Origin of the sequence: Cryobacterium sp. TMT1-2-2, from assembly GCF_004403505.1 — a bacterium.
Taxonomy (GTDB): domain Bacteria; phylum Actinomycetota; class Actinomycetes; order Actinomycetales; family Microbacteriaceae; genus Cryobacterium; species Cryobacterium flavum.
In genome coordinates, this window is the sequence record NZ_SOGS01000016.1 from 407,387 (window position 1) to 430,204 (window position 22,818).

21 protein-coding genes are annotated in these 22,818 nt (G+C 64.4%); all 21 read right to left on the reverse strand.

Annotation, left to right across the window (positions count from 1 at the left end; all coding sequences use genetic code 11):
• Positions 1 to 46: 46 nt before the first annotated feature.
• The 21 genes from E3T35_RS11855 to E3T35_RS11955 all read right to left on the reverse strand — a co-directional run bounded on the left by E3T35_RS11855 (position 47) and on the right by E3T35_RS11955 (position 22,264).
• Positions 47 to 1,150 (reverse strand): hypothetical protein, encoded by a 1,104-nt coding sequence (locus E3T35_RS11855; RefSeq protein ID WP_134379221.1) that lies wholly within the window; start codon positions 1,148 to 1,150, stop codon positions 47 to 49.
• Between the two features lie 87 nt (positions 1,151 to 1,237).
• Positions 1,238 to 1,927, reverse strand: a complete 690-nt coding sequence (locus tag E3T35_RS19300; protein WP_166789930.1) for a hypothetical protein — start codon at positions 1,925 to 1,927, stop codon at positions 1,238 to 1,240.
• Positions 1,928 to 1,929: 2 nt separating this feature from the next.
• A complete protein-coding gene (locus E3T35_RS11865) occupies positions 1,930 to 2,598 on the reverse strand; it encodes a hypothetical protein (RefSeq protein WP_134345349.1) in 669 nt (222 codons plus the stop codon).
• A complete protein-coding gene (pilM, locus tag E3T35_RS11870) occupies positions 2,595 to 3,710 on the reverse strand; it encodes a type IV pilus assembly protein PilM (protein ID WP_134379223.1) in 1,116 nt (371 codons plus the stop codon). Before pilM (E3T35_RS11870) ends, E3T35_RS11865 begins: the two co-directional genes overlap by 4 nt.
• A 64-nt stretch (positions 3,711 to 3,774) precedes the next feature.
• Positions 3,775 to 5,580 carry a hypothetical protein gene (locus E3T35_RS11875; protein ID WP_241988824.1) on the reverse strand — a complete coding sequence of 602 codons (1,806 nt, stop codon included), beginning with the start codon at positions 5,578 to 5,580 and terminating at the stop codon, positions 3,775 to 3,777.
• A complete protein-coding gene (locus E3T35_RS11880) occupies positions 5,577 to 6,251 on the reverse strand; it encodes a type II secretion system protein J (protein WP_166789931.1) in 675 nt (224 codons plus the stop codon). Before E3T35_RS11880 ends, E3T35_RS11875 begins: the two co-directional genes overlap by 4 nt.
• Positions 6,248 to 7,636, reverse strand: a complete 1,389-nt coding sequence (locus E3T35_RS11885) for a type II secretion system protein (protein ID WP_166789932.1) — start codon at positions 7,634 to 7,636, stop codon at positions 6,248 to 6,250. The genes E3T35_RS11880 and E3T35_RS11885 overlap by 4 nt, the downstream gene beginning before the upstream one ends.
• A gap of 150 nt (positions 7,637 to 7,786) precedes the next feature.
• Complete coding sequence (locus tag E3T35_RS20205; RefSeq protein ID WP_198417746.1) at positions 7,787 to 8,239, reverse strand: prepilin-type N-terminal cleavage/methylation domain-containing protein; 453 nt, start codon at positions 8,237 to 8,239, stop codon at positions 7,787 to 7,789.
• 273 nt (positions 8,240 to 8,512) lie between these two features.
• On the reverse strand, positions 8,513 to 9,742 hold the full coding sequence (locus tag E3T35_RS11895; protein WP_134379227.1) for a type II secretion system F family protein: 1,230 nt from the start codon (positions 9,740 to 9,742) through the stop codon (positions 8,513 to 8,515).
• Positions 9,742 to 11,202 carry a type IV pilus twitching motility protein PilT gene (locus E3T35_RS11900; protein ID WP_134379229.1) on the reverse strand — a complete coding sequence of 487 codons (1,461 nt, stop codon included), beginning with the start codon at positions 11,200 to 11,202 and terminating at the stop codon, positions 9,742 to 9,744. Before E3T35_RS11900 ends, E3T35_RS11895 begins: the two co-directional genes overlap by 1 nt.
• Before the next feature lie 313 nt (positions 11,203 to 11,515).
• Complete coding sequence (locus E3T35_RS11905) at positions 11,516 to 12,151, reverse strand: hypothetical protein (RefSeq protein WP_134379231.1); 636 nt, start codon at positions 12,149 to 12,151, stop codon at positions 11,516 to 11,518.
• 31 nt (positions 12,152 to 12,182) lie between these two features.
• Positions 12,183 to 12,842: a hypothetical protein gene (locus E3T35_RS11910; RefSeq protein WP_134345356.1), complete on the reverse strand. Its 660-nt coding sequence runs from the start codon at positions 12,840 to 12,842 to the stop codon at positions 12,183 to 12,185.
• On the reverse strand, positions 12,839 to 13,891 hold the full coding sequence (gene pilM / locus E3T35_RS11915; protein WP_134345357.1) for a type IV pilus assembly protein PilM: 1,053 nt from the start codon (positions 13,889 to 13,891) through the stop codon (positions 12,839 to 12,841). The genes E3T35_RS11910 and pilM (E3T35_RS11915) overlap by 4 nt, the downstream gene beginning before the upstream one ends.
• A 78-nt stretch (positions 13,892 to 13,969) precedes the next feature.
• Positions 13,970 to 14,812 (reverse strand): A24 family peptidase, encoded by an 843-nt coding sequence (locus tag E3T35_RS11920; protein ID WP_134379233.1) that lies wholly within the window; start codon positions 14,810 to 14,812, stop codon positions 13,970 to 13,972.
• Positions 14,805 to 16,133: a hypothetical protein gene (locus E3T35_RS11925; protein ID WP_134379235.1), complete on the reverse strand. Its 1,329-nt coding sequence runs from the start codon at positions 16,131 to 16,133 to the stop codon at positions 14,805 to 14,807. Before E3T35_RS11925 ends, E3T35_RS11920 begins: the two co-directional genes overlap by 8 nt.
• 44 nt (positions 16,134 to 16,177) lie before the next feature.
• Positions 16,178 to 16,852 carry a hypothetical protein gene (locus E3T35_RS11930; RefSeq protein WP_134345360.1) on the reverse strand — a complete coding sequence of 225 codons (675 nt, stop codon included), beginning with the start codon at positions 16,850 to 16,852 and terminating at the stop codon, positions 16,178 to 16,180.
• Positions 16,853 to 16,858: 6 nt separating this feature from the next.
• On the reverse strand, positions 16,859 to 17,278 hold the full coding sequence (locus E3T35_RS11935) for a hypothetical protein (RefSeq protein WP_134345361.1): 420 nt from the start codon (positions 17,276 to 17,278) through the stop codon (positions 16,859 to 16,861).
• Positions 17,279 to 17,371: 93 nt separating this feature from the next.
• The gene (locus E3T35_RS20090) at positions 17,372 to 17,899 is read right to left on the reverse strand and encodes a prepilin-type N-terminal cleavage/methylation domain-containing protein (RefSeq protein WP_304998662.1); all 528 of its coding nucleotides are present in this window, start codon (positions 17,897 to 17,899) and stop codon (positions 17,372 to 17,374) included.
• Between the two features lie 102 nt (positions 17,900 to 18,001).
• A complete protein-coding gene (locus tag E3T35_RS11945) occupies positions 18,002 to 19,231 on the reverse strand; it encodes a type II secretion system F family protein (protein ID WP_134345362.1) in 1,230 nt (409 codons plus the stop codon).
• Positions 19,232 to 20,410, reverse strand: a complete 1,179-nt coding sequence (locus E3T35_RS11950; protein WP_134345363.1) for a type IV pilus twitching motility protein PilT — start codon at positions 20,408 to 20,410, stop codon at positions 19,232 to 19,234.
• Positions 20,411 to 20,542: 132 nt separating this feature from the next.
• Positions 20,543 to 22,264, reverse strand: coding sequence for a GspE/PulE family protein (locus E3T35_RS11955; RefSeq protein ID WP_134345396.1), 1,722 nt, complete (start codon positions 22,262 to 22,264; stop codon positions 20,543 to 20,545).
• Between the last annotated feature and the right edge of the window lie 554 nt (positions 22,265 to 22,818).

Below are 22,818 nucleotides of genomic sequence, written 5' to 3' on the forward strand. Positions count from 1 at the left end.
TATAAACTGGGCCCCGGGACGGGGCCTGGGCCCCGTCCGCAAGGAACTAGGGGCGGGAGACCTGGGGGCCGTCGGCGAGCAGGCGCTCGTACTCGGTGCGGGCCTCGAGGTTCTTCACGGTGACGCGGCGTCCGCGGCGGGCGATCCAGGCTCCGGCCCAGATCGGCACCTCGCGGGCGATGAGCCCGGCAGCGATGGCGCCGGGGTTCAGCCACAGGGTCGATACGATGCGGCTGAGTTCGGTCGGGGTCAGGCCGTCAGACTGGCCGTCGATCACGAGGCCGAGCATAGCCCCGCCGATGTAGGAGAAGTACACCACGACGCCGACGAAGAAACCGAACAGCACGTAAGCCCACCAGCCGCCGCGGTTGACCAGCACAATCAGGGCGGCATAGGCCAGGAAGAAGAAGATGACCGGAATGTAGAATCTCGGCAGCCCGACGAAGGACGTGAAGGTGCCCACGGTGACGGCCATGGTCGCGCTCGTCACGCCGATGATGATGAACGCCGCGACGGCGTACAACACCGCGAAAACCACCGTGGCGAGCAGGGCGATCAGAATGCCGCCGCCCCGGTTGCTGCGGTCCTTGGGCTTGGTGGGTGCCTGCACGTAGATCGGCGACTGGGCCGGGGGCGTGTACGACGGCGGGGTCGAGACCGGCACGTCACGGGGGGCCTCGACGACGGAGTAGTCGATCGGCATCTCCGCGGTGGCGGCCGTTCCCCCGACGAGCGCGACCGGCACGACGAACGACGCCGGCTCTGACTCAATGGCGGCGCTCGTGGCCGGAACCGTTTCGGCGGGAGTGTAGGAGTCGGAGTAGTCGTCGGCAAGGCTCGGTGCGTCGGCATCGCGGGGCGCGACCGGAGCGGCCGCTGACATGGGGGCCAGGTTGCGGGCGTCGGCCGAAGCGGATACGGCGTCGGCGCGCTCGGCAGCGCTTAGGTTGGCGTTGATGGCGTCATAGTCGATGACGATGGGTTCCTGAACGGGCTCGGCGACCGAAGCCGTTGGCTCGACCACGACCGCGGCGTGCTCGGCGGCACCGCTCTGGTCGGTGGAATCTTGCTCGGGCGCGCTCGAATCGGGCGCTGCGGCAGCATCCGTTTCCGGGTTCTTCTTGCCGTCGGTTGGCGTGTTGTCGCTCATGCTGAACTCCTCGTGGCCTTCGCCGTGACTGACTTCTACTGTACCAAGGGCACAGCAAATGCCACGGAGACTCGGCGCGCCGCCCTATTATCCAGTGGATGCTGCCGCCGGCGCCACGAGCGAATACACCAGCCCCGAGATGGTCGCGTTCACCAGGCCCGGCAGTCCGGGAGCCGCGACCGTGCCCAGGCCGTCGACGAGGAACAACCGGCTCCCGGATTGCAGACCCGCGACGAAATCGAGCACCTCGGCGTAGCTGCCCGTGACCGTGACCTGCATCGGAAAGGCGGCGAAGTTCGTTGCGGTGATCGCCGTGCTGCTGGCCGGGGCTGCGGGCGCCACCGCCGGAACAGCCACTGGAACCTCCGCAACAGCAGCCGGAACCGCCGCAGCATCTACCGCGGGCGCCGCCGCGACGACCGGAACAACCGGAACGTAGGCCACCGCCTCGGTCACGGTCATCCCGGTGAGCATGAGCCCGGTGGCGACAGCCTGGGCGTCGAGCTGGTCGACCAGGGCCGGCATGGCCGAGCCGCTCGGAACCGACTCGGCGAGCGCATCCGCTTCGCTCGTGAGAGCGTCGAGGTTCTTGAAGTCGTGCTTGAGCCGGGCCAGGAGCGCGACGTGTTCGGCATTCGTCGCCTGCACGACCGTGCGGCTCGCGTTGGCGGCATTCATGCTCTCCAGCTGGGGCGCAATGCCCAGCACAGCGCCGAGCACGACGATGACACTCGTCACCAGCACGGAGCCGATGAGCCAGAGTTTGTTATGGTCCATGGCTACTTCTTTTCGGTCGGGTCGAAACGGTGTGCGAACGCGGAGTCGTTGATGTGCATGGAGATGGTGACCGTGTAAATGCCCGTGGTCTGATCGAGGGCGACCGAGCCGGGAAGGGCATCGGCGAACCCGTCGAGGGCGCCGAGCGCGGTCAGCCACGCCGGAATGTCAGGCAGCACGGTACTCGTGGCTGTGAACGACACCGTGGCCACCCGTGATCCCTGCAATGGAGCCGTCGCCTGGGTGTAGGCCGCGAGCGGTGTTGCCGAATCGACCTGCACGCTGGTGATCGTCACGCTGGGCGGCAGGGTGTTCTGAACGGCGTCGAGGTAGGTCTTCCAGTCGATCTCGGTGGAAGCTCCCACCCGCTGGGCCGCCTCGGTGAGCGTGACCTGATTCTGCAGCGTTCGCACGGCAAAATATTGGCCCTGCTCGGTCAGCAGGGTCGCGGTGCGGGCCTGCTCGTCGGCCAGATTCGCCTGGGCCGTGTACGCGAGAGCGCTCGCCGAACCGACCAGCAGGGCTACGACTACCGCCACCCCGACCACACCGACGGTCAGCCGCCGACGTTGCTGCTGGCCACGACGTTCGGCGCGCACCTCGGGCGGGAGCAGGTCCACCCGCTGGTCGCCGCCGATGACCAGCAGGTCGTCTTTCGCATGGCGCCTCATGCTGCACGCCCGAGCGCAAGTCCGAGGGCCACGGTGTAGGCGGAGCTGTCGTGACGCAGCCCCTCGGCATCGATAGCGGATGCCAACCCCACCGTCGACAGCGGATCCCCGGTGGACACCCCCAGGCGGGTCAGTTTCGACACGGCCTCCGGCAGCCCCGGCATCTGGGCTCCTCCACCGCTGAGCACGATCGCGGTCACCGGGTCGCTGGGCCGCGTGTTGGCATAGTAGTTGAGGGTGTTGACGACGCTGCCGAGCTGATCGTTCATGATCTCCGCGATGATGGTGGCGCCGCGCGTGTCGATCGGGCCTGATCCGCCCTCTACAACCCCGTCGAACGGGACCGCGTTTCGGGGGGTTCCGTGACGGGCATCGGCGGCAGCGCGGGCCAACAGGCCGACGCGACGTTTGAGGAGGTCGGCGGTGGCGGCATCCGTTTTCAGGCCGGCAGCGACGCCCTGCGTGACGTCGTCGCCGCCCGTGGGGATGATGCGCACGAACTGCGGCACGCCCTGCCGAGTGATGACCACGCTCGTGGTCGTGGCACCGAGGTCGATCACCGCGACGACGCCGTCGATGCCAGGTCGGGTGACCAGCAGGCGACTGACCGCGAACGGAATCAGGTCGACGTCGATCGTGGTCAGGCCCGCCAGCCGGGCCGCCGACACGTTGGCGACCACCGCGGCCTTGACCGCCGCGATGAGCAGTCCGTTCACGGTGGGGCCGTGTTCGGTGGTGGATTCCGAAATGGGATAGAAGTCGAGCAGGGCGTCAGCGACGGGGACCGGCAGCAGGTCCTGCACCTCGAACGAAAGCGACTGGCGTATGCGGGCGAGCGACATTTTGGGCACGCTCAGGTCGCGGGCCAGCACCCGCTGGTTTCCCATGCCGAGCACGACCTGGCGGGAGCGAAACCCGCCACTCGACCACAGGGCTTTCAGCGCGGCAGCGACGGTGTGCGGTTCGAGTACCTCGCCGCCGCTCACCGCGCCGCTCGGCAGCGGCACCTCGTGGTAGCGCAGCACGGTGGGCCGGCTCTTGCCGGGGTTTCGAACCTCGACGGCACGAAGGTGCGCGGTGCCGATGTCTATTCCTACGACGCTCTGGGCCACGAGGAATGCTCCTTATATATAGTGACGGGTGAACTGACGAGTGGATGCTGGGCGCGGCCGGTCACTACGGAACCGTCGCACCCCGCGCGGTGAACGCCGAACTCACTTCAACCAGCAGGTTCACGCTGTAGTGGGCCGACAATGGCGAGAGGAATTTGGGCGGCGAAATGTAGCGAAAGCGCGGATCGTAAATGTAATTCTTGATGTAGCCGTTGCTGCCGGAGCGCACGATCCCGCGGTACTTCTGTGCGAGGGAACCGTTGATGGTGAGCGTTCCCTGCGCGCCGCCGCGGTCGTAGTTCTGCACCTGAATGGTGTGGTCGAGCGAGAGCATGGCCGCGTCGATGCGCCGATTGTCCGGCAGGATGGCACCGCCTGCACCGAGGCCAACCCCCGGGCAAATCACCCCATGCGTACTGTCGCAGTAGGGGTTCCAGACCCAGATGGCATTCTGCGCGACCAGCCCGAGCACGTCGGTGGAGGCATCCGAATAAATGATGTCGCCGGTGACGTAGAGAAAGTTGTCGGTGGCGATGGTCATCGTGCCGTCCAGGGTTCCCTTGACGAAGGCATCGCCCTTGCGGCAGTCATAGGACCGGGGGCTTGGCGCGGTTTCATGCGTCACGGGAAAGCCGATACCGTTGCCGACGGAGCAGGTGGCCGCGCTCTGGCCGCTCGGCCAGACGGTGCTGCTCGTATAGTTCGGATCAGTGATGATGCCCGGAACGCTTTGCACGAAGATCAGGTTCGCGTTCAACACCGGGACGGTGGCGCCGGCCGTCGAGCCGAGCTGGCCATTGGCCATTCCCGGAAGGCCGCAGGCCGCCGGTGTGCTGCCCGACGTCGCCGGGTCCCCGACGATGCGGGTCTTTTTGGTCCAGGGCGAACGGATGGTCATGGTGCCATCGCTGTTCAGCACGATGCTGGTCGGGCCGGTGTACAGGCAGCCCGGAGCGTCGACACCGGCGTCGGTTCGGGTTTCCTGCTTGAGCTGCATGTTGGTAGCCGGCATCGCGACGACCGGACTGGTCGTCGGCTCGCCGCCGTTGAATACTTGACCGGAGCAGGCGCCGCCGTTCGAGTTCTGTTTGAGGTAATTCGACCCGGTCGGACCCGGGCTGCCGGTGGTGACCAGCCCGTTGAACGTGGCATCACAGATGCGGATGGTGTCGTTGGAGTGCGCCGGACCGTTGAGGACGTCGCCGCCGCCGAAGGCGATATCGCTACAGGGTACTGAGCGGCCCGCCCAGGCATAGGTATCGGAGCAGGCGGTCAGGCCGCTCTGCTCCGGATCCTGAATCTCATAGATCGTGAAATAGAGGTAGTCAATGAACCCGTCCTGGCGCAGGTTGGCAACGATGCTACGGGTGACGGTGCCCACCCGGCCGGTGGAGCGGATGCGCAGAACGCCCGAGGCGGAATAGGCGGAGTTGTCGACCTCGTACCGGTAGCTGGCCGTGCCGCCGCTGCCGGCAACGCTACCCCAGCCGCCCGCCGCTCCCACGGCGAACGCGGGATTGGGCGCCGAGGGAGGGGTCAGCGTGCTTCCGGCGCTGAAGGCGGCGGCCGAGTTGCCGTAATGATAGTAGGTGTTGTCGTTGGCCAGGCGGCTTTCGTAGTCGGCGACCCCGGCATAGGCGGCGGCCATAGCGCCGTTCCAGTTTTGGTCACTCGTGGCCTTGAGGCTGCCGCTGACCGAGAACGTCATAGCGGTGGCGACGAGGGTGAGCAGCAGCAGCCCGAGGCCGATCACGACGACGAGCGCCGCGCCGCGTTCGGAAGCGGTGTCCGGTTCATTCGGCCCGCGCCCGAGGCGCGCGCGAGCTGCGCGCACGAAGGCGGAGTCGCGCGCGTTCCACCGTGCGCTCATGGCCGGGCCGCCAGAGCCACGTTGGGCATACCGACCGTATTCTGTAGGGTGACGGCGCTGCGGGAATCTGTCACGCTGGCCTGCACGGTGAGATTCACCGAAATGGCGGCAATGCTGCGCAGCTCGGTGGCCGTGAAAGCACCGGCGCTGGCCACAGGCACTCCGGCGCTGTCCAGGTAGCGAAACAACGCGGTGCGACTCGGCGCGACGGTCTCGGCGACGATGCGCGTCGACTGGGGAGTCGTTTCGAAGGTGAAGAATCCGCCGGCGAGCGCGATCGAGGCCCACCGGGTCTCGATCAGGCGCCGGTCGGCGTCGACCGCCAGCTGGATCTTTACCGGTCGCTGCGCCGACATGCCGAGGTTGACGTAGGCGTACAGCGTGAGCGCTTCCGCGGTCGCTTGCTCGAGCGCTGGATCGGTGAGCGGATGCCCCGCCACGGGGTTCGCCGTGGCCGCGCGAATGACCCGGGCCACCTCGTTCATACCGTTGGACACCTGTCGGGTATTACTGCCGAGCGACTTGGCCTGATCGAGCGACCGGGTCGCAGAAATGTACAGTCCGGAGGTCATGGTCAGGAGCACGCCGAGCAGCACGATCGAGACGAGCAGTTCAACGAGGGAGAGCCCGCTCTCCCGGTTGCCTGCCCGCAGCAGCTGCCAGCGCGTCACGGGGCCACGACCAGGCGCGGGTCCAGCGTGACGACGGAACCGGCAATGCTGCCGCGAGTGAGCAGGGCCAGGTTCGACGCCGGGACCGGTGCCATTGTCGTGGCGCTGGAAGCACCAGAGAACAGTGCGAATGAACCGAACGGGAGGCCGAGTTGGGCCGAGGCCCCGGCGGGCAGCGGCCCGAAGCTAAAAGTGGTCCCGAGAGCACAGCCGGGGTCACCGGCCGCAACTCCGGCCGGCTGTGAGACGGCCAGCAGGTATTGCCCGGCCAGGCCGGCCACCGTGAATGCGCCGAGCGGCACGTCGACGTTCGCGCCGCCGCCGGGCAGCGTAGCCACGGGCGCGACCGCGGTGCCGATCGCTCCGTCGGCGGCCGGGGTGGTCCAGGCGGCCGGGTCGACCGACACACAGCCGGGGGTACTCGGGGTAGCCGCTATGAAACTGCCGGCGAAGGCTTCGTAGCCGGCAGCGAACGGATGCAATCGAAAGGTCTGCACGTTTGCATTGGTCGCGTTGACGGCCACGTAGGGCTTATAGGTGCTCCGAAAGGTGGTGCTCAGGTTGCTCGGCAGCAGGGTCGAGCCCGACGTGACGTTGGTGCCGTAGCGGGCGGTGACGATGCCGGCCAGGTCGTAGGCGAAGGCGACGGATGCCGCCCCGCCGGCCGCAACGCCGACCGTCTGGGTCGACGTGGTCGCCTGGTCCTTATTCACGAAGTTGGGGTAGGAGACGGTGACGTCGTAGGTGCCGGGCTTGACCTTGAGCAGGTAGCTGCAGCCCTGAGCATCCGTTGCCGGTGGGGCGACAGAAAGAGTTTGGGCACCGTTCGGCACCGCGTTCGGCACGGCGGAAATGGCCACGCCGGCGGCGCCGCTGCCGGAGGCGGTGAGCACGGAGACGAGGATGGTGCCGAGCGCCGGATCGTTGATGCGGCTGCCCGGGGCGAGCGCGCTGTCGGCACGTACGACGGGGGTTGTGGCGCGCATGCTATCCCAGGTGACGGTGACGTTGACGCGGCGGTAACGCAGCTGGCCGCCGCCGGAACCGCAGTTGCCGTCGGCGCCGGTGGAGGTTTCCCAGTCGGTGGAGCGGTGCACACTGAAAGTAGTACCGTTCTGCACCACGGTGGAGGTGCGGGCGAGAACCTCGAAGACGTTGGGAGCCGAGCGTGCCAGGTCGATCTCCTGCGCGGCCAGGTTCACGGCGGATTCGCGGGACCGGGCGTCGTTGCTGAGGTAGAGCGAGGTGACGATGCCGTAGCCAACGCCGACGGCGATGATGGCGAAGATCAGCATGGCGACGAGCACTTCGATGAGGCTGATGCCGGCCTCTGCATTGCTGTTGGTGGCGAGGCGGCGGTCCAGGTGACGCAGCAGGGTGTTCACATGAGCCTCCTTCGCGAGAATCAGGTCGAGGGTGAAACGGAGCCGCGCGGCCAGGGGGACCCGAAGGCCCACCCCGGCTCACGCCGGTGCATCGGTGAAGCGATGCTTTGAGCGGATGCTTGCGGCGAGGCCGGCGCATCCGCTGCCTGACTACCAGGTGCAGGTCGCGGGTGCAGCGGTGGTGGCGTTGTTGGTGATTCCGAGCGACTCGGTCACGTAGTACTTGGCCGTAGTCGAGCTCGTGGCGCCGATGCAGAACGTCGTCGTCGTGAGGTTCTTGTAGCTGATCGACGTCGTGTTCGGGCCCTTGGTGTAGCCGTAGCTGGCGGCGCCGGCGATCGACGAGATGTCGAGGGCGGTAGCCGGCATGGCGCCGGTCTCGGTCTGAACGGCGATGATGGCGGTCTTGGCGTTGGCGAGGTCGCTCTTCACGCTGGCGTCCTTGGCGTTGTTCTGCACACCCAGGTAGACCGGGATGGCGATGGCCGCGAGAATTCCGATGATGATCACGACGACGAGCAGCTCGATCAACGTGAACCCTCTCTGGTTCTCGGTGAAGCGTGCGCGGCGCAGGTTGAGGGAAGCGAGCAGGCGAGTAATCATGGTGTGTCCATTCGGGTTGGAGTGGGCCGTACGAGAGCGAGCCGGGTAAGGACTCGTGATGCTGTGAAACGTGCTGCGGTGAAGCTGTGCGACCGAGGGTGCGATCGGAGCTTCAGATTAGGGGCGAGATTTTCTCGCGCACGACCCACATTCGAGGGTGATTTGGGGTTTTACCCACCCCCACAAGGAAGGGCACCCAGAAGGGATCGACCCGTCCGTACACGGCGCGCCAAATGCCCCCACCGAGGCAGGGGTCAGCTGGCAGCCAAAGGACTACTTAATCATGCTGGCGATGCTGAAGATGGGCAGGTAGAGGGCGACGACCATGCCGCCGATGACCACGCCCAGAAAGGCGATCAGCAGCGGCTCGATCATGGCGGTGAGCTGCTCGGTGGCCGCCTGCACCTCCTGATCGTAGAAGTCGGCGATCTTGTCGAGCATCAACTCGAGCGTGCCGGCATCCTCTCCCACGGCGATCATCTGGGTGACCATGGCGGGAAAGATCGCGTGCTCCTGCAGCGGCTCCGAAATCGACTGGCCGCGGCGCACGCCCTCGGCCACCTGGGTCAGGGCATTCTCGATGGCCCAGTTGCCGCTGGTCTCCCCCACGATCTTGAGGGCCTGCAGAATGGGCACACCGGCGCCGAGCATGTTGGCGAAGTTGCGGCTGAACCGCGCCACGGAGATCTTCTTCTGCAGGGGGCCGAACACCGGCACCTTCAGCCGCAGCGGGTCGAGCACCCGGCGTACCGGGTCGGTGTGTTTGTTGCGACGCCACCACAGGGCGAAGGCGATGCCGGCGATGAGGCCGATTGGCACGATGTAGATCATCGACTCCGACATCGACACGAGCAGCTGGGTGGGCAGCGGCAGCGCACCGCCGAGCCCGGCGAACATGTCCTGAAAAATGGGCACGATGAAGATCAGCATGATCGCCACAGCGGCGACCGACATCGAGAGCACGATGACCGGGTAGGTCATGGCCGACTTGATGGTGCCGCGCAGCTTGACCTCCTTCTCGAAGTTCTCGGCGATCGAGTCCAGGGCCCGGTCGAGAAAGCCGCCGGTTTCGCCGGCCCGCACCATGTTGACCATGATCGGCGGGAAGGCCAGCGGATGCTGCGCGAGCGCCTCCGAGATCGACTGGCCGGCCTCGACGTCGTCCCGCACCAGAGTGAGCACCGCAGCGAGAGGCTTACTCTCGGTCTGCTCGGTGAGGATGCGCAGCGCCCGCAGCAGCGAGAGCCCGGCCGAGATCATGGTCGCGAACTGCCGACTCATGATGGCGAGGTCTTTCAGGCTGACCGCGCGCGAAAAGCCCGGCAGCGAGATGGACCGCGCCATTCCCGTCGCCGGCGGGGCTTCCACGATCGACACCGGCGCGATGCCCTGCGAGTTGAGTCTGGCGGCAACCTGCCCCGAATTGAGCGCGTCGACGCGCCCTTTCACGTTCTTACCCCGGGTGTCACGGCCGGTGTAGCTGAAGACCAGTGTCTGCGGCATCAGAGAACCGCGCGGGCGAACCCGGCGTTGTAGTCGGCATCGCGGCCGGTGTCGTAGCCGCCGGCCGATTCTGTGCCGGCGCCGCTGTACCTGCTCGCGTCCGCGAAGGCGAAGCCCCCGCTGCCCGCCGCCGATTCGCTGCGGTGGATCAGCAGCTCAACCCCGATGACGTCGTGGGCCTTGGCGAGCGCGGCCGTGCGGGTGATCTGGCCGGTGTTGACCAGTTCGGCGAGGTGCTGGTCCATGGTGTGCATGCCCTTGTCCCGGCCGGTCTGCATCATGGATTCGATCTGGTGCGTTTTGCCCTCGCGAATGAGGTTGGCGATGGCCGGCGTGGTGACGAGCACCTCGGTGGCGGCAACCCGGCCGGAACCGTTCGCCCACTTCACCAGGGTCTGGCAGACCACACCCTGCAGCGTTTGGGCGAGCTGCGCCCGCACCTGGTTCTGCTGGTGCGGTGGAAACACGTCGATGATGCGGTCGATCGTCTGGGCAGCACTCTGGGTGTGCAGGGTCGCGAACACGAGGTGGCCAGTTTCGGCGGCGGTCAGCGCCACCTGAATGGTCTCGAGATCGCGCAGCTCACCGATGAGAATTACGTCGGGGTCCTGCCGAAGCACGTGCTTCAAAGCGGATGCGAAACTCGCCGTATCGTGCCCCACCTCGCGTTGGGTCACGATTGATTTCTTGTGCGCGTGCAGAAACTCGATCGGGTCTTCCACAGTGACGATGTGGTCGGCTCTGGTGCTGTTCACGAGGTCGACGAGGGCGGCCAGTGTGGTGGACTTGCCAGAGCCGGTGGGCCCGGCCACGAGCACCAGGCCGCGGGGCAGCCCGGCGAACGCGGCCACCGATTGCGGAATACCGAGGGCTTTGAGGTCTTTGATCTCGCTCGGAATGAGCCGAAAGACCGCACCGACGGCGCCACGCTGCTGGTGTACGTTGACCCGGAAGCGGCTGAACGTGCCGGTGACACCGGCGTCCTCCAGCGTGTAGGCGAAGTCGAGTTCGTGGTCGCGATCAAAGCTGGCCTGCTGGGCGCAGGTGAGAATGCTGCGAATCGCGACGTCTGCCTTCTGGCTCGACCAGGCCGGGCCGATGCCCACCGGGCCCAGATCGCCGTCGCGGCGAATGCTCGGCGGTGCGGCGACGGAGACGTGCAGGTCGGAAGCCTGGCGCAGCACGACCTCAGTGAGCGCTTCGATTAGATCGGGGTCTGGTGCGCCGAGCACGTCGGGGACCGCAGCGTCGACGCTGCGCAGAATGCGGTCTCCGGGCACGCTTCGCAGCGCCACGCGGTGCCTGCGGTTCGTGGGCAGCACACGGATTTCGTCTCGGTGGGTGGCGTTCACGGCAGCGGAGGCCGAGACCGGGGTGAAGCCCGGCAGGGGGGCAAGCACGAAGCCGCCGTCTGGCGACGCGGTGTGATCGAACAGCGCAGAGATTTTCGGGTCGTCCATAGTCAATCCTTTTCGCAGAGCAAGTGTCGGGTACTGATTGCCGCGGAACAGGTACGGCCGTGCGGGTCGTTCACGAGCGGATGCCGAGGGTGCGGCATACGGTCGAAGCAGGCCTCGCGAGAATGGAGCCAGAGGGTAAGTCTTGTTCGCGAGAGGTCTACATAAGGCGCAACGCTATTGAGGCTGGCGGTGCGGCGATAGTCCCGCGATCTGGGGGTCTGCGGGCCTGTGAATCTGCCGCCACGATAGCCGCCAGCGGGCACACGAAAGCCCCCGGCACTCAAGGCATCGGGGGCTGAGGCGTGGTGTCGGGTTACTTGGCGCGCGCAATACCGGATGGATCCAGCAGCACGTAGATCGTGCCGGTAATGGTCATCGTGTTCTCGTCCGCTCCGTCACCGGTATCGGTCTGCACCGTGGAAATAGCGATGCTTCGCTGGCCGTGTTGCAGGCCCGCCACGAAGTCGAAGAGATTACTGTGGGGGCCGGCAATCGTCATCGAAACGGTCACAGCCAGATAGTTCTCCGGGGTGAGTGATGACTCCGCCGCGTTAGCCGCCGTGGCGTCTGCTGCAGGTGCTGTGGCGGTCTCTGCCGTTGTTGCACTGTCAGCTGCCGGCACTGGGGCGGGGAGAAAAGCAACCGCATCGCTGATGGCCAGCGAATTCAGTGTTACGCCATTCTGGCGGGCGATGACTCCCACCTCATCGAGAAATTCGGGAATCCCGGCATCAACGGGGACCGCGTCCTGCAAGGTGGAGAGGTAGGTGCGGAGTTCCGCGATGCCGGCAAAATTCCGCTTGAGAACGATCAGGTCAGTCGCCTGCTCAGCATTTTGCGCCAATACCGCCGTGCGTTGGGAGTTCGCGGCCTGAATCTCGTCCAGTTTTGGCGCGATCCCCAAAAGTCCACCAAGAACGACCGAAGCGCCCATGATCAAGATCAGCACGGCACCGAATAGTCTGTTGCGAGTCATGATCTCACTGCCCCCCAGCGATACGGTTGGATCGCGCATCCTCATTGATATTGATGACCATCTCGACTACGTATTGGCCGGTCTCCGTGCGCGTCACCGAGCCCGGGTGGGCATCCGCGTAGCCGGGAAGCGTTCGCAGATTCGTCAGCCACATGGGCACCGCCGGCAGCGTCGGGCTGGTCAAGCTCAGTCTCAGGCTGGCAACGCGTGGGTTGTACAGGGGCACGATGCTCTGCTCGTATTCCACCCAGGGCGAACCAGAGCCGATCGAGATGGCCTCAATGGTGACATCGGAGGGCAGACTTGCCCGCACGGCCACCAGGTAGGCGCGCCAATCGATCTCGGTCGCGGCCGCCAGCTGGCGCGCCACCGCCGTCATATCGATTTGATTTTGGATGCTGCGAACCTCTGAGTATTTGGCCGACTCCAGCATCAGTTCGTTCGTGCGAGCCTCGGCTGCGCTCAGCTTGGACTGTGCGCCCGCGGCCTGGACCGTCACTGTTGCGACGACGGCAATGACGACCAGCACGACGCCGGCGGCCACGATCGACATGACTCGGCGGAGCAGCCTCCCCTGGCGCGCGGCTTTGAGCTCGGGGGGAAGCAGTTCTGCTCGCGGTTCACCGCCGAGGATCAGCTCATGGCCATCTGTTGCCCGTTTCATGCTTTACTCCCCAATGCCAGACCCAGAGCGGCAACAAAGGTGCACTCGGAGTTCTCTAAGTCTGCTTGATTGACGTCTGGACCGAGTTCCAGCCCGCCGTAGGGCTGGGCCGGAACGACTGGAAAACGGGTCAGCTCACTGAGCGCGGCACCGAATCCGTCGAGCCGGGCGCCTCCGCCCATGAGCACGATGCGGTCGATCGGCAGCTCCGGCCGGTTGTTGGTGAAGTACGCGACGGTGTTGCGCAGGCTCTCCAGCAGTTCCGAGGTAATCTCCCGAATGATCGTGGCGGCTATCTCATCTTCGGGTGCCGCCTCATCGGACAGACCCAGCCGCTTCTTCAGCACCTCGGCCGCCTCCTCGTCAACACCGAGGCGCACGCGTAGCGCTTTGGTGAGCTGATTACCGCCGGAGGGAATCACTCGCACGAACTGCGGCACTCCATTCGAGGAGATGAGCACGCTCGACGAGCCGCCACCGATATCAATCTGCACGATCACGTCGGGGGTGGTCACCGCACGGCTAATGGCACGACTGCGAGCGAACGACATAATGTCAACGGTGACGGTGTGCAGTCCGGCCAGCCTCGCGGCCTTGATGTGCGACTGCACGACGTCTTTCATGGCGGCGATCAGTAGCCCGGAGATTTGCGGGCCAGACTCACCATCGCTGTCGACTTCGGCAATGGGGTAGAAGTCGAGCAGCGCCTCCGCGGTGGGAAACGACAGCAGGTCCTGCACCTGAAAGGGCAGTGACTCGCGAATGCGGCGCAGGGACATCTTGGGCACGGTCAGGTTGCGTACGACCATGCGGTGGTAACCCATGCCGAGTACGACGTCTTTGGTCGTGAATCCGCCGCTCGCCCACATTCGCTTGAGCGCAGCGGCGACGACCGCCGGTTCGAGCACTTCGCCGCGGCTGACCGCACCGAAGGGGAGGGGTTCTTCATGGCAGCGCACCAGCAGGGGGTGATCCGTTTCCGCATCCCGCACTTCTACGGCCCGCACGGCGGTGGTGCCGATATCGATTCCGACCACACGTGTAGTCATTTGTTTCCCCCAGTGAGAAGTTGGTTCGTGAGCGGTGGTCGAGGAGCGGGTCGAACTGGTCGTGGCGACTGAGGCCCGTTAAGCGAGGCCGTGCAGCATGAGGTAACCGAGCCCGATCTGGTCGCCGAAGAATGCACCGAGCCAGGCGCCGAGCAGCATCCACGGGCCGAATGGAATGCTGCTGCGTCGCTTGGCTCTACGCGTCGCGAGCAGAAGGAGCCCGAACACGCCGCCGAGCAGAAAAGCGCCGAACGCCCCCACGATGAGCGGTGCCCACCCCAGATAGCCGAGGTAGAGACCGAGCAGGCCGGCCAGTTTCACGTCGCCGAGCCCCATACCTCCGGGGCTGATCAGCGCCAGGGCCAGGTAAAGGCCGAACAGTGCTCCCGCTCCGATGAGGGCGGTGAGCAGGCGACCGGGCTCCCCCGCTACGAGCGCAGCCGCCCCGAGCAGAACTGCGGCGACGGGGTAAGCGGGCAGCAGAATGCGATTCGGCAGGGTGTGCGTGTCGAGGTCGATCATGGCCAGGGCCACGCTGATCGCCGCCAGGTAGAGAAACGCCGCGAGCACGATGAGCTCAGTGGCCAGGGTGTTGGTGGCGGTCGTCACGGCCGCCCAGCCAAAATCGGCGGACGAGAACACCCAGAGGGCGACGACAGCGAAGAACACCGCAGTGCCGAGTTCGATCATGGGGTAGCGGGGCGAGATGGGAGCCTTGCAGTCGCGGCATTCCCCGCGCAGTACGAACCAGCTCAAAACCGGGATGTTGTCGTACGGCCGAATGCGCGCACCGCAACTGCCGCACGCACTCGGCGGGGAAACGATGGAGCGGCCGGCCGGTATGCGGTAGATCACCACGTTGAGAAAAGAGCCGATGATGGCGCCAAGAATGCCGAAGATCCCAGCAACGGTGCTAGCCATTGAGGTCTCGAATCGATTGCCGTGCACCCAACGGAGAAGTCCCCAAATCTGTTGCTTCGCTGCCGCCCGAGGTCGGACCAGGAAAACCGACCTCAGCGTACGTGTAGACACCGGAGGTGCCCAATTTCACGGTTCCGCCCCAAATTTGACCCCGCCATTGAGATGAGGTGGAGATATTTACGTTGCAGGGCGTGTAGACCATCACATCAACGTTTACGTTGACTTTGACGGACTCAATTACCGAGAAGTCGCCGGCCTTAGCATTACATTTCGCCTTGTTGTTTGGCGACTTGTCGGACGTCACCAACCAGAGTTTTTGCTTCGCCGCGGCATCGATCTGGGCGGTCTCACGAAATTGAAAACTATCCGCGACGATAGCGATGTCGCTGCTGATGATCAGGGTTCCGTCGGTTGAGACGTCGACACCATCGGCGCACTCGATGATTCCAGGGGCGCCAGCAAGATCGTCGGCGGCCAATTGCAGGGCGGTGAGTGTGCACGTACCTTCAATTGAGACCACGTTTTCAAAATAGGCCCAAGCGGCCTGATCCTTCTGACTCTTTACCTTCGTCGGCCCGGCACCGTTTGTCTTGGAGTACTTGTACTTCAGGTCGTACCATCCGGGATCGACGAATTCCGGTTTCGCGTCGGCCACAGCAGTGCCGTGCACTGCTGCCGAGCCGCTTATCGATATTTTGCCGGATACCCAGACGTTGCCGAAAACGCCGCAGGACTCGCCCAAGGTCAGATCACCCTTGTAGAGGAGCACGTCGACAACGTTGGCGCCAGAACTGATGCAACTTGCGTCTCCGTTGCGCACAATAATTGATGACTCGTCTGCATGGATCGTCACGGACTCGATGACGGAAAAGTCAGAATCCGCGTAGATGGCGATTCCGGCAGCCTTGCCGGATCCTTTCGCATTTACGGCATAGATTGCTTCGACGATTCGAGAATCTCCGGTGTTGTTGCCGGCCTGACCGTTCTGAGTGGCTTCGCCGGTGGAGATGATCTTTACGCGCTCGGCGTTAGCCGCCGGGCACCCAGGGAACCAATTCTCATCCGGCTCACCCGCGACGGGTGTCGGATCCAAACTATAAAAGACGTCAACTGTCGAAATGGGAGTGGTGGTGCCCCACTGCTCTTTACAGGTGGGCTGGCTCAGATTGCCCAGTGCGGCATCGACACCGGCCTCGGCCGCGGCCTGGGACTGAACGGCCGCGCGGGCGGCGCTGCTCACGCCGATCGAGTTCATCGTCGAAGCCGCGATAGCGAGGGTAGCCACACCGGCAACTCCCATGAGACCGATGACGGCGAGCATGCTGCTGCCGTGCTCGGCCGCGACAAGGAGTCGTGTCTTTCGCATCAGGAACAAGGTATCGCCTCCGTGGCGCTCTGGCGGCTCGTGACCGTGGTGGATATCAGTGCCGGGCTGCCGTCGCCGTCAGCATTGATGGCGAAATTGAGCGCAACCGAAGGATTTCCACTCGTCACGTCGTCGAAGACGAGCTGGGCGACGCTGGGGGAAGCCTCCGTAGCTGAGAGCCCTGAGCCCAATAAGGTCCATCCGCCCTTGTCACTGGCAAGGGTGTCGGCGGTGACGCCAACGAAGGCCCCCGACTCCGTGCTGCGCTTGTAATACATGGTGCCGTCGTCTGCTTTCGTGTAGTACCACGCCTGGCAAACCCGGGCGGCAGCGGTCAGTTCCGGCTCGCCGCTCACCGACGTGACGACGAGTAGCTGATCGCCAGTTTCCTCGTTGCCTGAAACCTTGAGCGCAGTGGCGTTGCGAACCCCGGAGTGCACGGAAGAGGCGATGAGTTGGCTGACTCCAATGGCGTCGGCGCTCTTGAGCACCTTTTGCTCAGAGTTGAGGGTATTGAGTAGTATTCCGCCGACGACGGTGAGCACGAGCACGAGCAGGCTCGAATAGATGAGGAGCTCGACCAGGGTGTAGCCGCTGTCGCTGCGCGCGTTCTTGGGCGCAGGTGCACCGTGCGACGCGAGACGTCGTGGCATGGAGATCGTTCCAAAAGTCATGCTGGCCTAGCCTGCTACAAAGATGCTGGTGACAGCATCAGCCAGAACGTCACCGCTGGGTCCATCGGTGACGTACACGCGCACCTGCACCGTCACGGGGTCGGGACCCGGGCAGGTAATGGTGTCGAAGCGGGCCTGCAGCGCAGAGTCAGAGGGATCGAATTCCGCCTGAGTACCCGCGGCGTAGTCACTGAGAGGGCCACAAACCGAACCAAGCGAGCGGATGGTCTCCATCTGCGCCGCGACCAGCTGGGTGGCCGAGGTAAGGGTGGAATTGGAGACCGAGACGCGAAGCGCGGTGACCAGCATGGGCAGAAAGGCAATGGCGAGCAGGGAGAGCAGCAGCATTGAGACGACGATCTCGATCATGCCGAAGCCGGAGTCATCGTCGGAAGGCCGCGATTCGATGTCCTTTTGAACATTCACGATCGGTGGCCTTCCTCTCTTTAGCCATGCAGAACGATGAGCACGCTCGGCAGGGCATGTGTGAGCACCCCGCCGAGAGTTATTCCTTAGGAGTTACTTCGCCGCCGCCGCTTCCTTCATGTTGATTGCGGCACCCGAATCGGTGATGGTGGTGCCATGGTTAGCTGTGGTTGCCCCTGAGCCGGCCGCCGCTGCGTCGGCAGCAGTGCCCCAATAGCCAGAAATCGTGAATTCTGCACCATCTGCACCACCCGTAGCTATCGAAGCCTGAATGTCCTTGCTCGCAGCGTAGGCGTCGAGACCTTCAAGTCCATCGGTAACGATTGTGCTCAGGGCTTTTCCAGTGACGAGCTCGGCGACAACGGCAACTTTCGCGTTCGTGATCGCGGCAGCAACAGCTTTGTCCTTGGCACCGTCCTGCTGGCCGAGGTAGATCGGGATGGCGATCGCGGCGAGAACGCCGAGAATAAGAACCACCACGAGAAGCTCGATGAGCGTGAAGCCCTTCTCCTTCTCGCCGAGGGCCTTGCGTTTGTTGACCAGGGCTGTCGTGAAGAGGCGGTTCATATGACTGTGTCCTTTGCGTGGTTCTGCAGGGGGCAAAGCGGTGGGCTTGCCCACTTTTCAGCCTAGGTTGACCCCTGCCGCCGACCCCTGTTTTTTCGGGGGGCCGACTACCCCCAGTAGGAGTGCAGCCTAAACGAGGGCTACTCGCCTCGTCGGCTACTTGACGTAGTCGAAAACGCTGAACATGGGCAGGTACAGCGACACGACCATGCCACCGATGATCACGCCGATGACGGCGATCATGAGCGGCTCGATGAGCGCGGTGAGCTGCTCAGTGGTGGACTGCACTTCCTGGTCGTAGAAGTCGGCGATTTTGGTGAGCATCGTCTCTAGCGCGCCGGCATCCTCTCCTACCGAGATCATCTGCGTGACCATGGCCGGAAAGACCGGCTCCAGGGCCAGCGGCGCCGCAATGGAGCGGCCCTGGCTCACTGATTCCTGCACCTTGGCCAGTGCCGACTCGATCACATAGTTGCCCGAGGTCTCGCCGACGATCTTGAGCGAGTGCAGAATGGGCACGCCAGCACCGATCATGGTGGCGAAGTTGCGGCTAAACCGTGCAATGGCGAGCTTGGTGAGCAGGTTGCCGAACACCGGCAGCTTGAGCTTGAACGGGTCCACTACGCGGCGCACGGCCAGGGTGTGCTTGTTCCTGCGCCACCAGACCGAGAACACGATCACGGCGATGAGCAGTACCGGGCCCACCCAGACCATTCCGTTGGAGAGTACGACAAGCACCTTGGTGGCCGTGGGCAGTTCGCCGCCGAGACCCTTGAACATCTTCTCGAAGACGGGAACGATGAAGATGAGCATGCCCACCACGGCGAGCAGCGCCATGATCAGCACGATCACCGGATAGGCGAGGGCGCTCTTGATCGTGTCGCGCAGCTTCACCTCGCTCTCGAAGTTGTCGGCGATGGAATTGAGGGCGTCTTCGAGAAAACCACCCGTCTCCCCCGCCCGCACCAGGTTGATCATGATCGGCGGAAACACCACGTCGTGCTTGTCAAAAGCTTCGGAGAGCGAGACGCCGGTCTCGACGTCGCTCCGAATGACGGCGAGTACCTGGGCCAGCTGCTTGTTCTCTGTCTGCTCCGACAGAATATTGAGGGTGCGCAGCAGCGACAGCCCGGCCGCCGTCATGGTCGCCATCTGGCGACTCATGACCGAGAGATCGCTGAGCGAAATCTGTTTCTTGAACCCGGGAATACTGAGATCTGCGTGAAGACCCGTGAGTTTACGGGCCGGCGCGATCGAAATGGGCGAGAGCCCCATGGTGCGCAGTTGCAGCAGCGCTGCCCGCTCCGACGCTGCGTCCATGCGGCCCTTGACCACGCGGTCGCGGGAGTCCCTGCTGGTGTAGCTGAATGAGGTTTCGGTGGACATCTAGCGCCTTCCGGGCGAGAACGAGTCATTGAAGTCAATTTCGCCGTTGCTCAGGCCGCCCACCGGGGTGTCCGTGGGATCAACCCGGTGCACGAGTTGCTTGAGCACGTCGACGTCCATGGCCTTCTCCTCGGCGGCCTGCCGGGTGATCTGGCCGGCGTCGACGAGTTCGGCCAGGTGCTGGTCCATGGTGTGCATGCCGAGGGTGCGCCCCGACTGCAGCGCAGAAGCAATCTGGTGGGTCTTGCCTTCCCGCACCAGGTTCGCGATGGCCGCTGTGGTCACCAGAATCTCGGTCGCGGCCACACGCCCACCACCGATCTTGCGCACGAGAGTCTGGCAGAGCACGCCGCGCAGCGTCGCGGCGAGCTGCGCGCGCACCTGCGCCTGCTGGTGCGGTGGAAAAACGTCGATGATGCGGTCGATGGTCTGGGCAGCATCCTGAGTGTGCAGCGTGGAGAACACGAGGTGACCGGTCTCGGCGGCGGTCAAAGCCACCGAGATCGTCTCCAGGTCGCGCAACTCGCCGATCAGAATGACGTCGGGGTCCTGGCGCAGCACGTGTTTGAGAGCGGATGCGAAACTGTGTGTGTCCTGCCCCACCTCGCGTTGGCTGATCATGGACTTCTTGGCCTCATGAATGAACTCGATCGGGTCTTCCACCGTGACGATGTGGTCGTCCCTGGTGCGATTCACCAGGTCCACCATTGCGGCCAGGGTGGTGGTCTTGCCGGAGCCGGTGGGACCGGTGACCAGAACGAGGCCTCGCGGCAGGTGAGCGAACCGCGCGACCGATTCGGGAATGCCCAGCTCTGCCAACGATTTGATCTCATTGGGAATGAGCCGAAAGGCACCGCCGACCGTATTGCGCTGCTGGTAGAAATTGACGCGAAAACGCGTGCCCTCCACCGTGTGGGCGAAATCGAGCTCGAGTTCCTGGTCGAATTCTTCGCGCTGCTCCGGCGACAGAATGCTGTTGAGAGCGGAAGCGACCTTCTCCGGCGACCAACGATCCCACCCGGGAATCGGCCGCAGGGAACCGTCCACCCGGATGCTCGGCGGTGCTCCGCCAGAAACGTGCAGGTCGCTCGCTCCCTCGTCCAGCACGAGACGGAGCGCCCGGAGCAGGTCGGCATCGGGCGTGGGTGCGCTGAATTGGGCTGATGATTCGGAACGCATAAGCCTCCTCGAGCGGATATCAACGGTGGAGGCGGGCGGGTCATCGGATTCCTGGACGGCATAACCGAAGTCGGGCGATCTCACTGCGGGACCTGCGCGGTCCGTCGGTGACGAAGCGGGGCATCCTGGAATTTAGGAGACGACACGGAGCACCTCGTCGATCGAGGTCAGCCCGAGTGCGACCTTGGCCCAGCCGTCTTCACGCATGGTGATCATTCCCTGCTTGCGGGCGGCGGCTCCGATCTGCGCGCTCGAGGCGTGGGCCACGGTCAGCCGCTCGATCTCTTCGGACACCGTCATGACCTCGTGAATGCCGAGTCGTCCACGGTAGCCGGTCTGCGAGCAACTCGAGCACCCGGCCGGCTTGTAGATGATCGTGCCTGTCGTGGTGGGGTCGATGGCCGGGCCGATCTCCGGCAGGATCGTGGACCGGTTTGAGACGTAGCCCACCGTTGGGTTGACCACAAAACCCAGATAGGCCAGGTCGGTGCGATCGTCGGGGACCTTGCAGCGGTCGCACAGACGCCGGGCCAGTCGCTGGGCCACAACGCAGTCCAGGGCCGACCCCACGAGAAAGGGCTCGATGCCCATTTCGATCAGTCGGGTCATAGCGCTCGGCGCGTCGTTGGTGTGCAGGGTTGACAGTACGAGGTGACCGGTGAGCGAGGCCTCGATGGCGATCTTCGCGGTCTCCTGGTCTCGAATCTCACCGAGCAGCACGACGTCGGGGTCGGCGCGAAGAATGGAACGCAGCGCAACGGCGAAGGTGAGGCCCGCCTTGCGATTCACCTGCACCTGGTTGACCCCTTGCATGCGGTATTCCACCGGGTCTTCCACCGTGATCACGTTGATCTCCGGGCGGTTGATAGCGTGCAGGGTTGTGTAGAGCGTGGTCGACTTGCCCGACCCAGTCGGGCCGGTGACCAGGATCATGCCGTATGGCTTGGTGTACGCCATCTCGTACTCGTTGAAGTTGTCGGTGAGCAGATTGAGGCCGTCCATGCTCATCGACGAGGTGGCGTTGTCGAGAATTCGCAGCACGACCTTCTCTCCCCACACCGTAGGCAGAACGGCTACGCGCAGGTCGACCGTGCGCCCGTTGTGGTGCACCGACATGCGGCCGTCCTGCGGTTTGCGACGCTCAGCGATGTCGAGGTCGCTCATGATCTTGATGCGCGAGATGACGCCACCGGCGATGGTCGACGGAGCTCGCTGCATCTCGTGCAGCACCCCGTCTATGCGGTAGCGCACGCGCACATCGTTCTCACCGGGTTCGATGTGGATGTCAGAGGCTTTGTCCTGAATGGCCTGGCTGACCAACAGGTTGACGAAGCGCACGATCGGAGCGGCGTCATCCGTTTCGTTGGGACCGGCAAGCTCCTCGGGTTCTTCGCTGTCGGCGGTGAGAGTGGTGCTGAGGTCGATCAATTCGTTGTCGGCGCGGTGGTAGCGGGCGATGGCCGCCTGCAGGTCGGACAGCTCGACGACAACCGGGCTGACCCGCATGCGCGCTGCCTCGCGCACGTCGTCGACGGCGAACACATCGCCGGGGTTGACCATGGCCACCACGAGGCGACCGTCTTCAAAGGCGATCGGCAAAACATTGGCCCGGCGGCAGACGGCGGCCGGCACTTTGGCCACGGCGAGCCGGTCAACCGGATAGTCCAGCAGCTCGACGAAGGGCAGGTTTTTCTGCTCGGCGCGTGCCCTGGCGAACTGCAGCTCGGTGATGGTGCCGGCCTCCACCAAGTTGCGCACGGCGGCTTCATCGGCGCGATCACTCAACCGAACGGTGTCAAGTCCCTCCACCGGCAGCAGTCCGTGCACGATCAGAATTTCGGTCAGGCTGGTCACGTCTGCGCTGCTCCCCCGGTTCTCAGTCATCTCAATGCGCTCGTGTGAAAGCACACTGCAGTCACGGCACGAGACTGACTCTTTACGTTATCGCGGCGGGTAAAGGCTGAACCAGTTCCCGCCGATGGTGCCCGTGCTTTTGTCGACCCCAGTTCAGGGGGAAACTTCGCCCATAATTGATGATCATGCCTCTACTGCGGCCGGGTTACGCCCCACGAAAGCGGGTGAACGGCCATAACAGGAGGGCCGAAGTGACCGTTTCCCGCACTTGGTTTTCAGAAGAAACTTCTGAAGTCTCATCTATATATTACTGAGCTTTGCTCGCCTTTGGGGATGATTTGGTCTATAATTGTGGGTGAAGGAGGCACTGACGCCATGACCCTCACCGCCCCGCCCGCCGCAGCCGGCTCGATGCCGCAAGGTTCTCGCGTTGAAGCGGTGGCTCAGGCCGGTGCCATTCTGGCGGCAGCGTTTGACGATGTGCGGTTCGGTCACCTCGACGATGCTGAAGCTGTTGCGGTTCTCGCGGCGTTGGAGGGGCTCGGCCGCAAGGT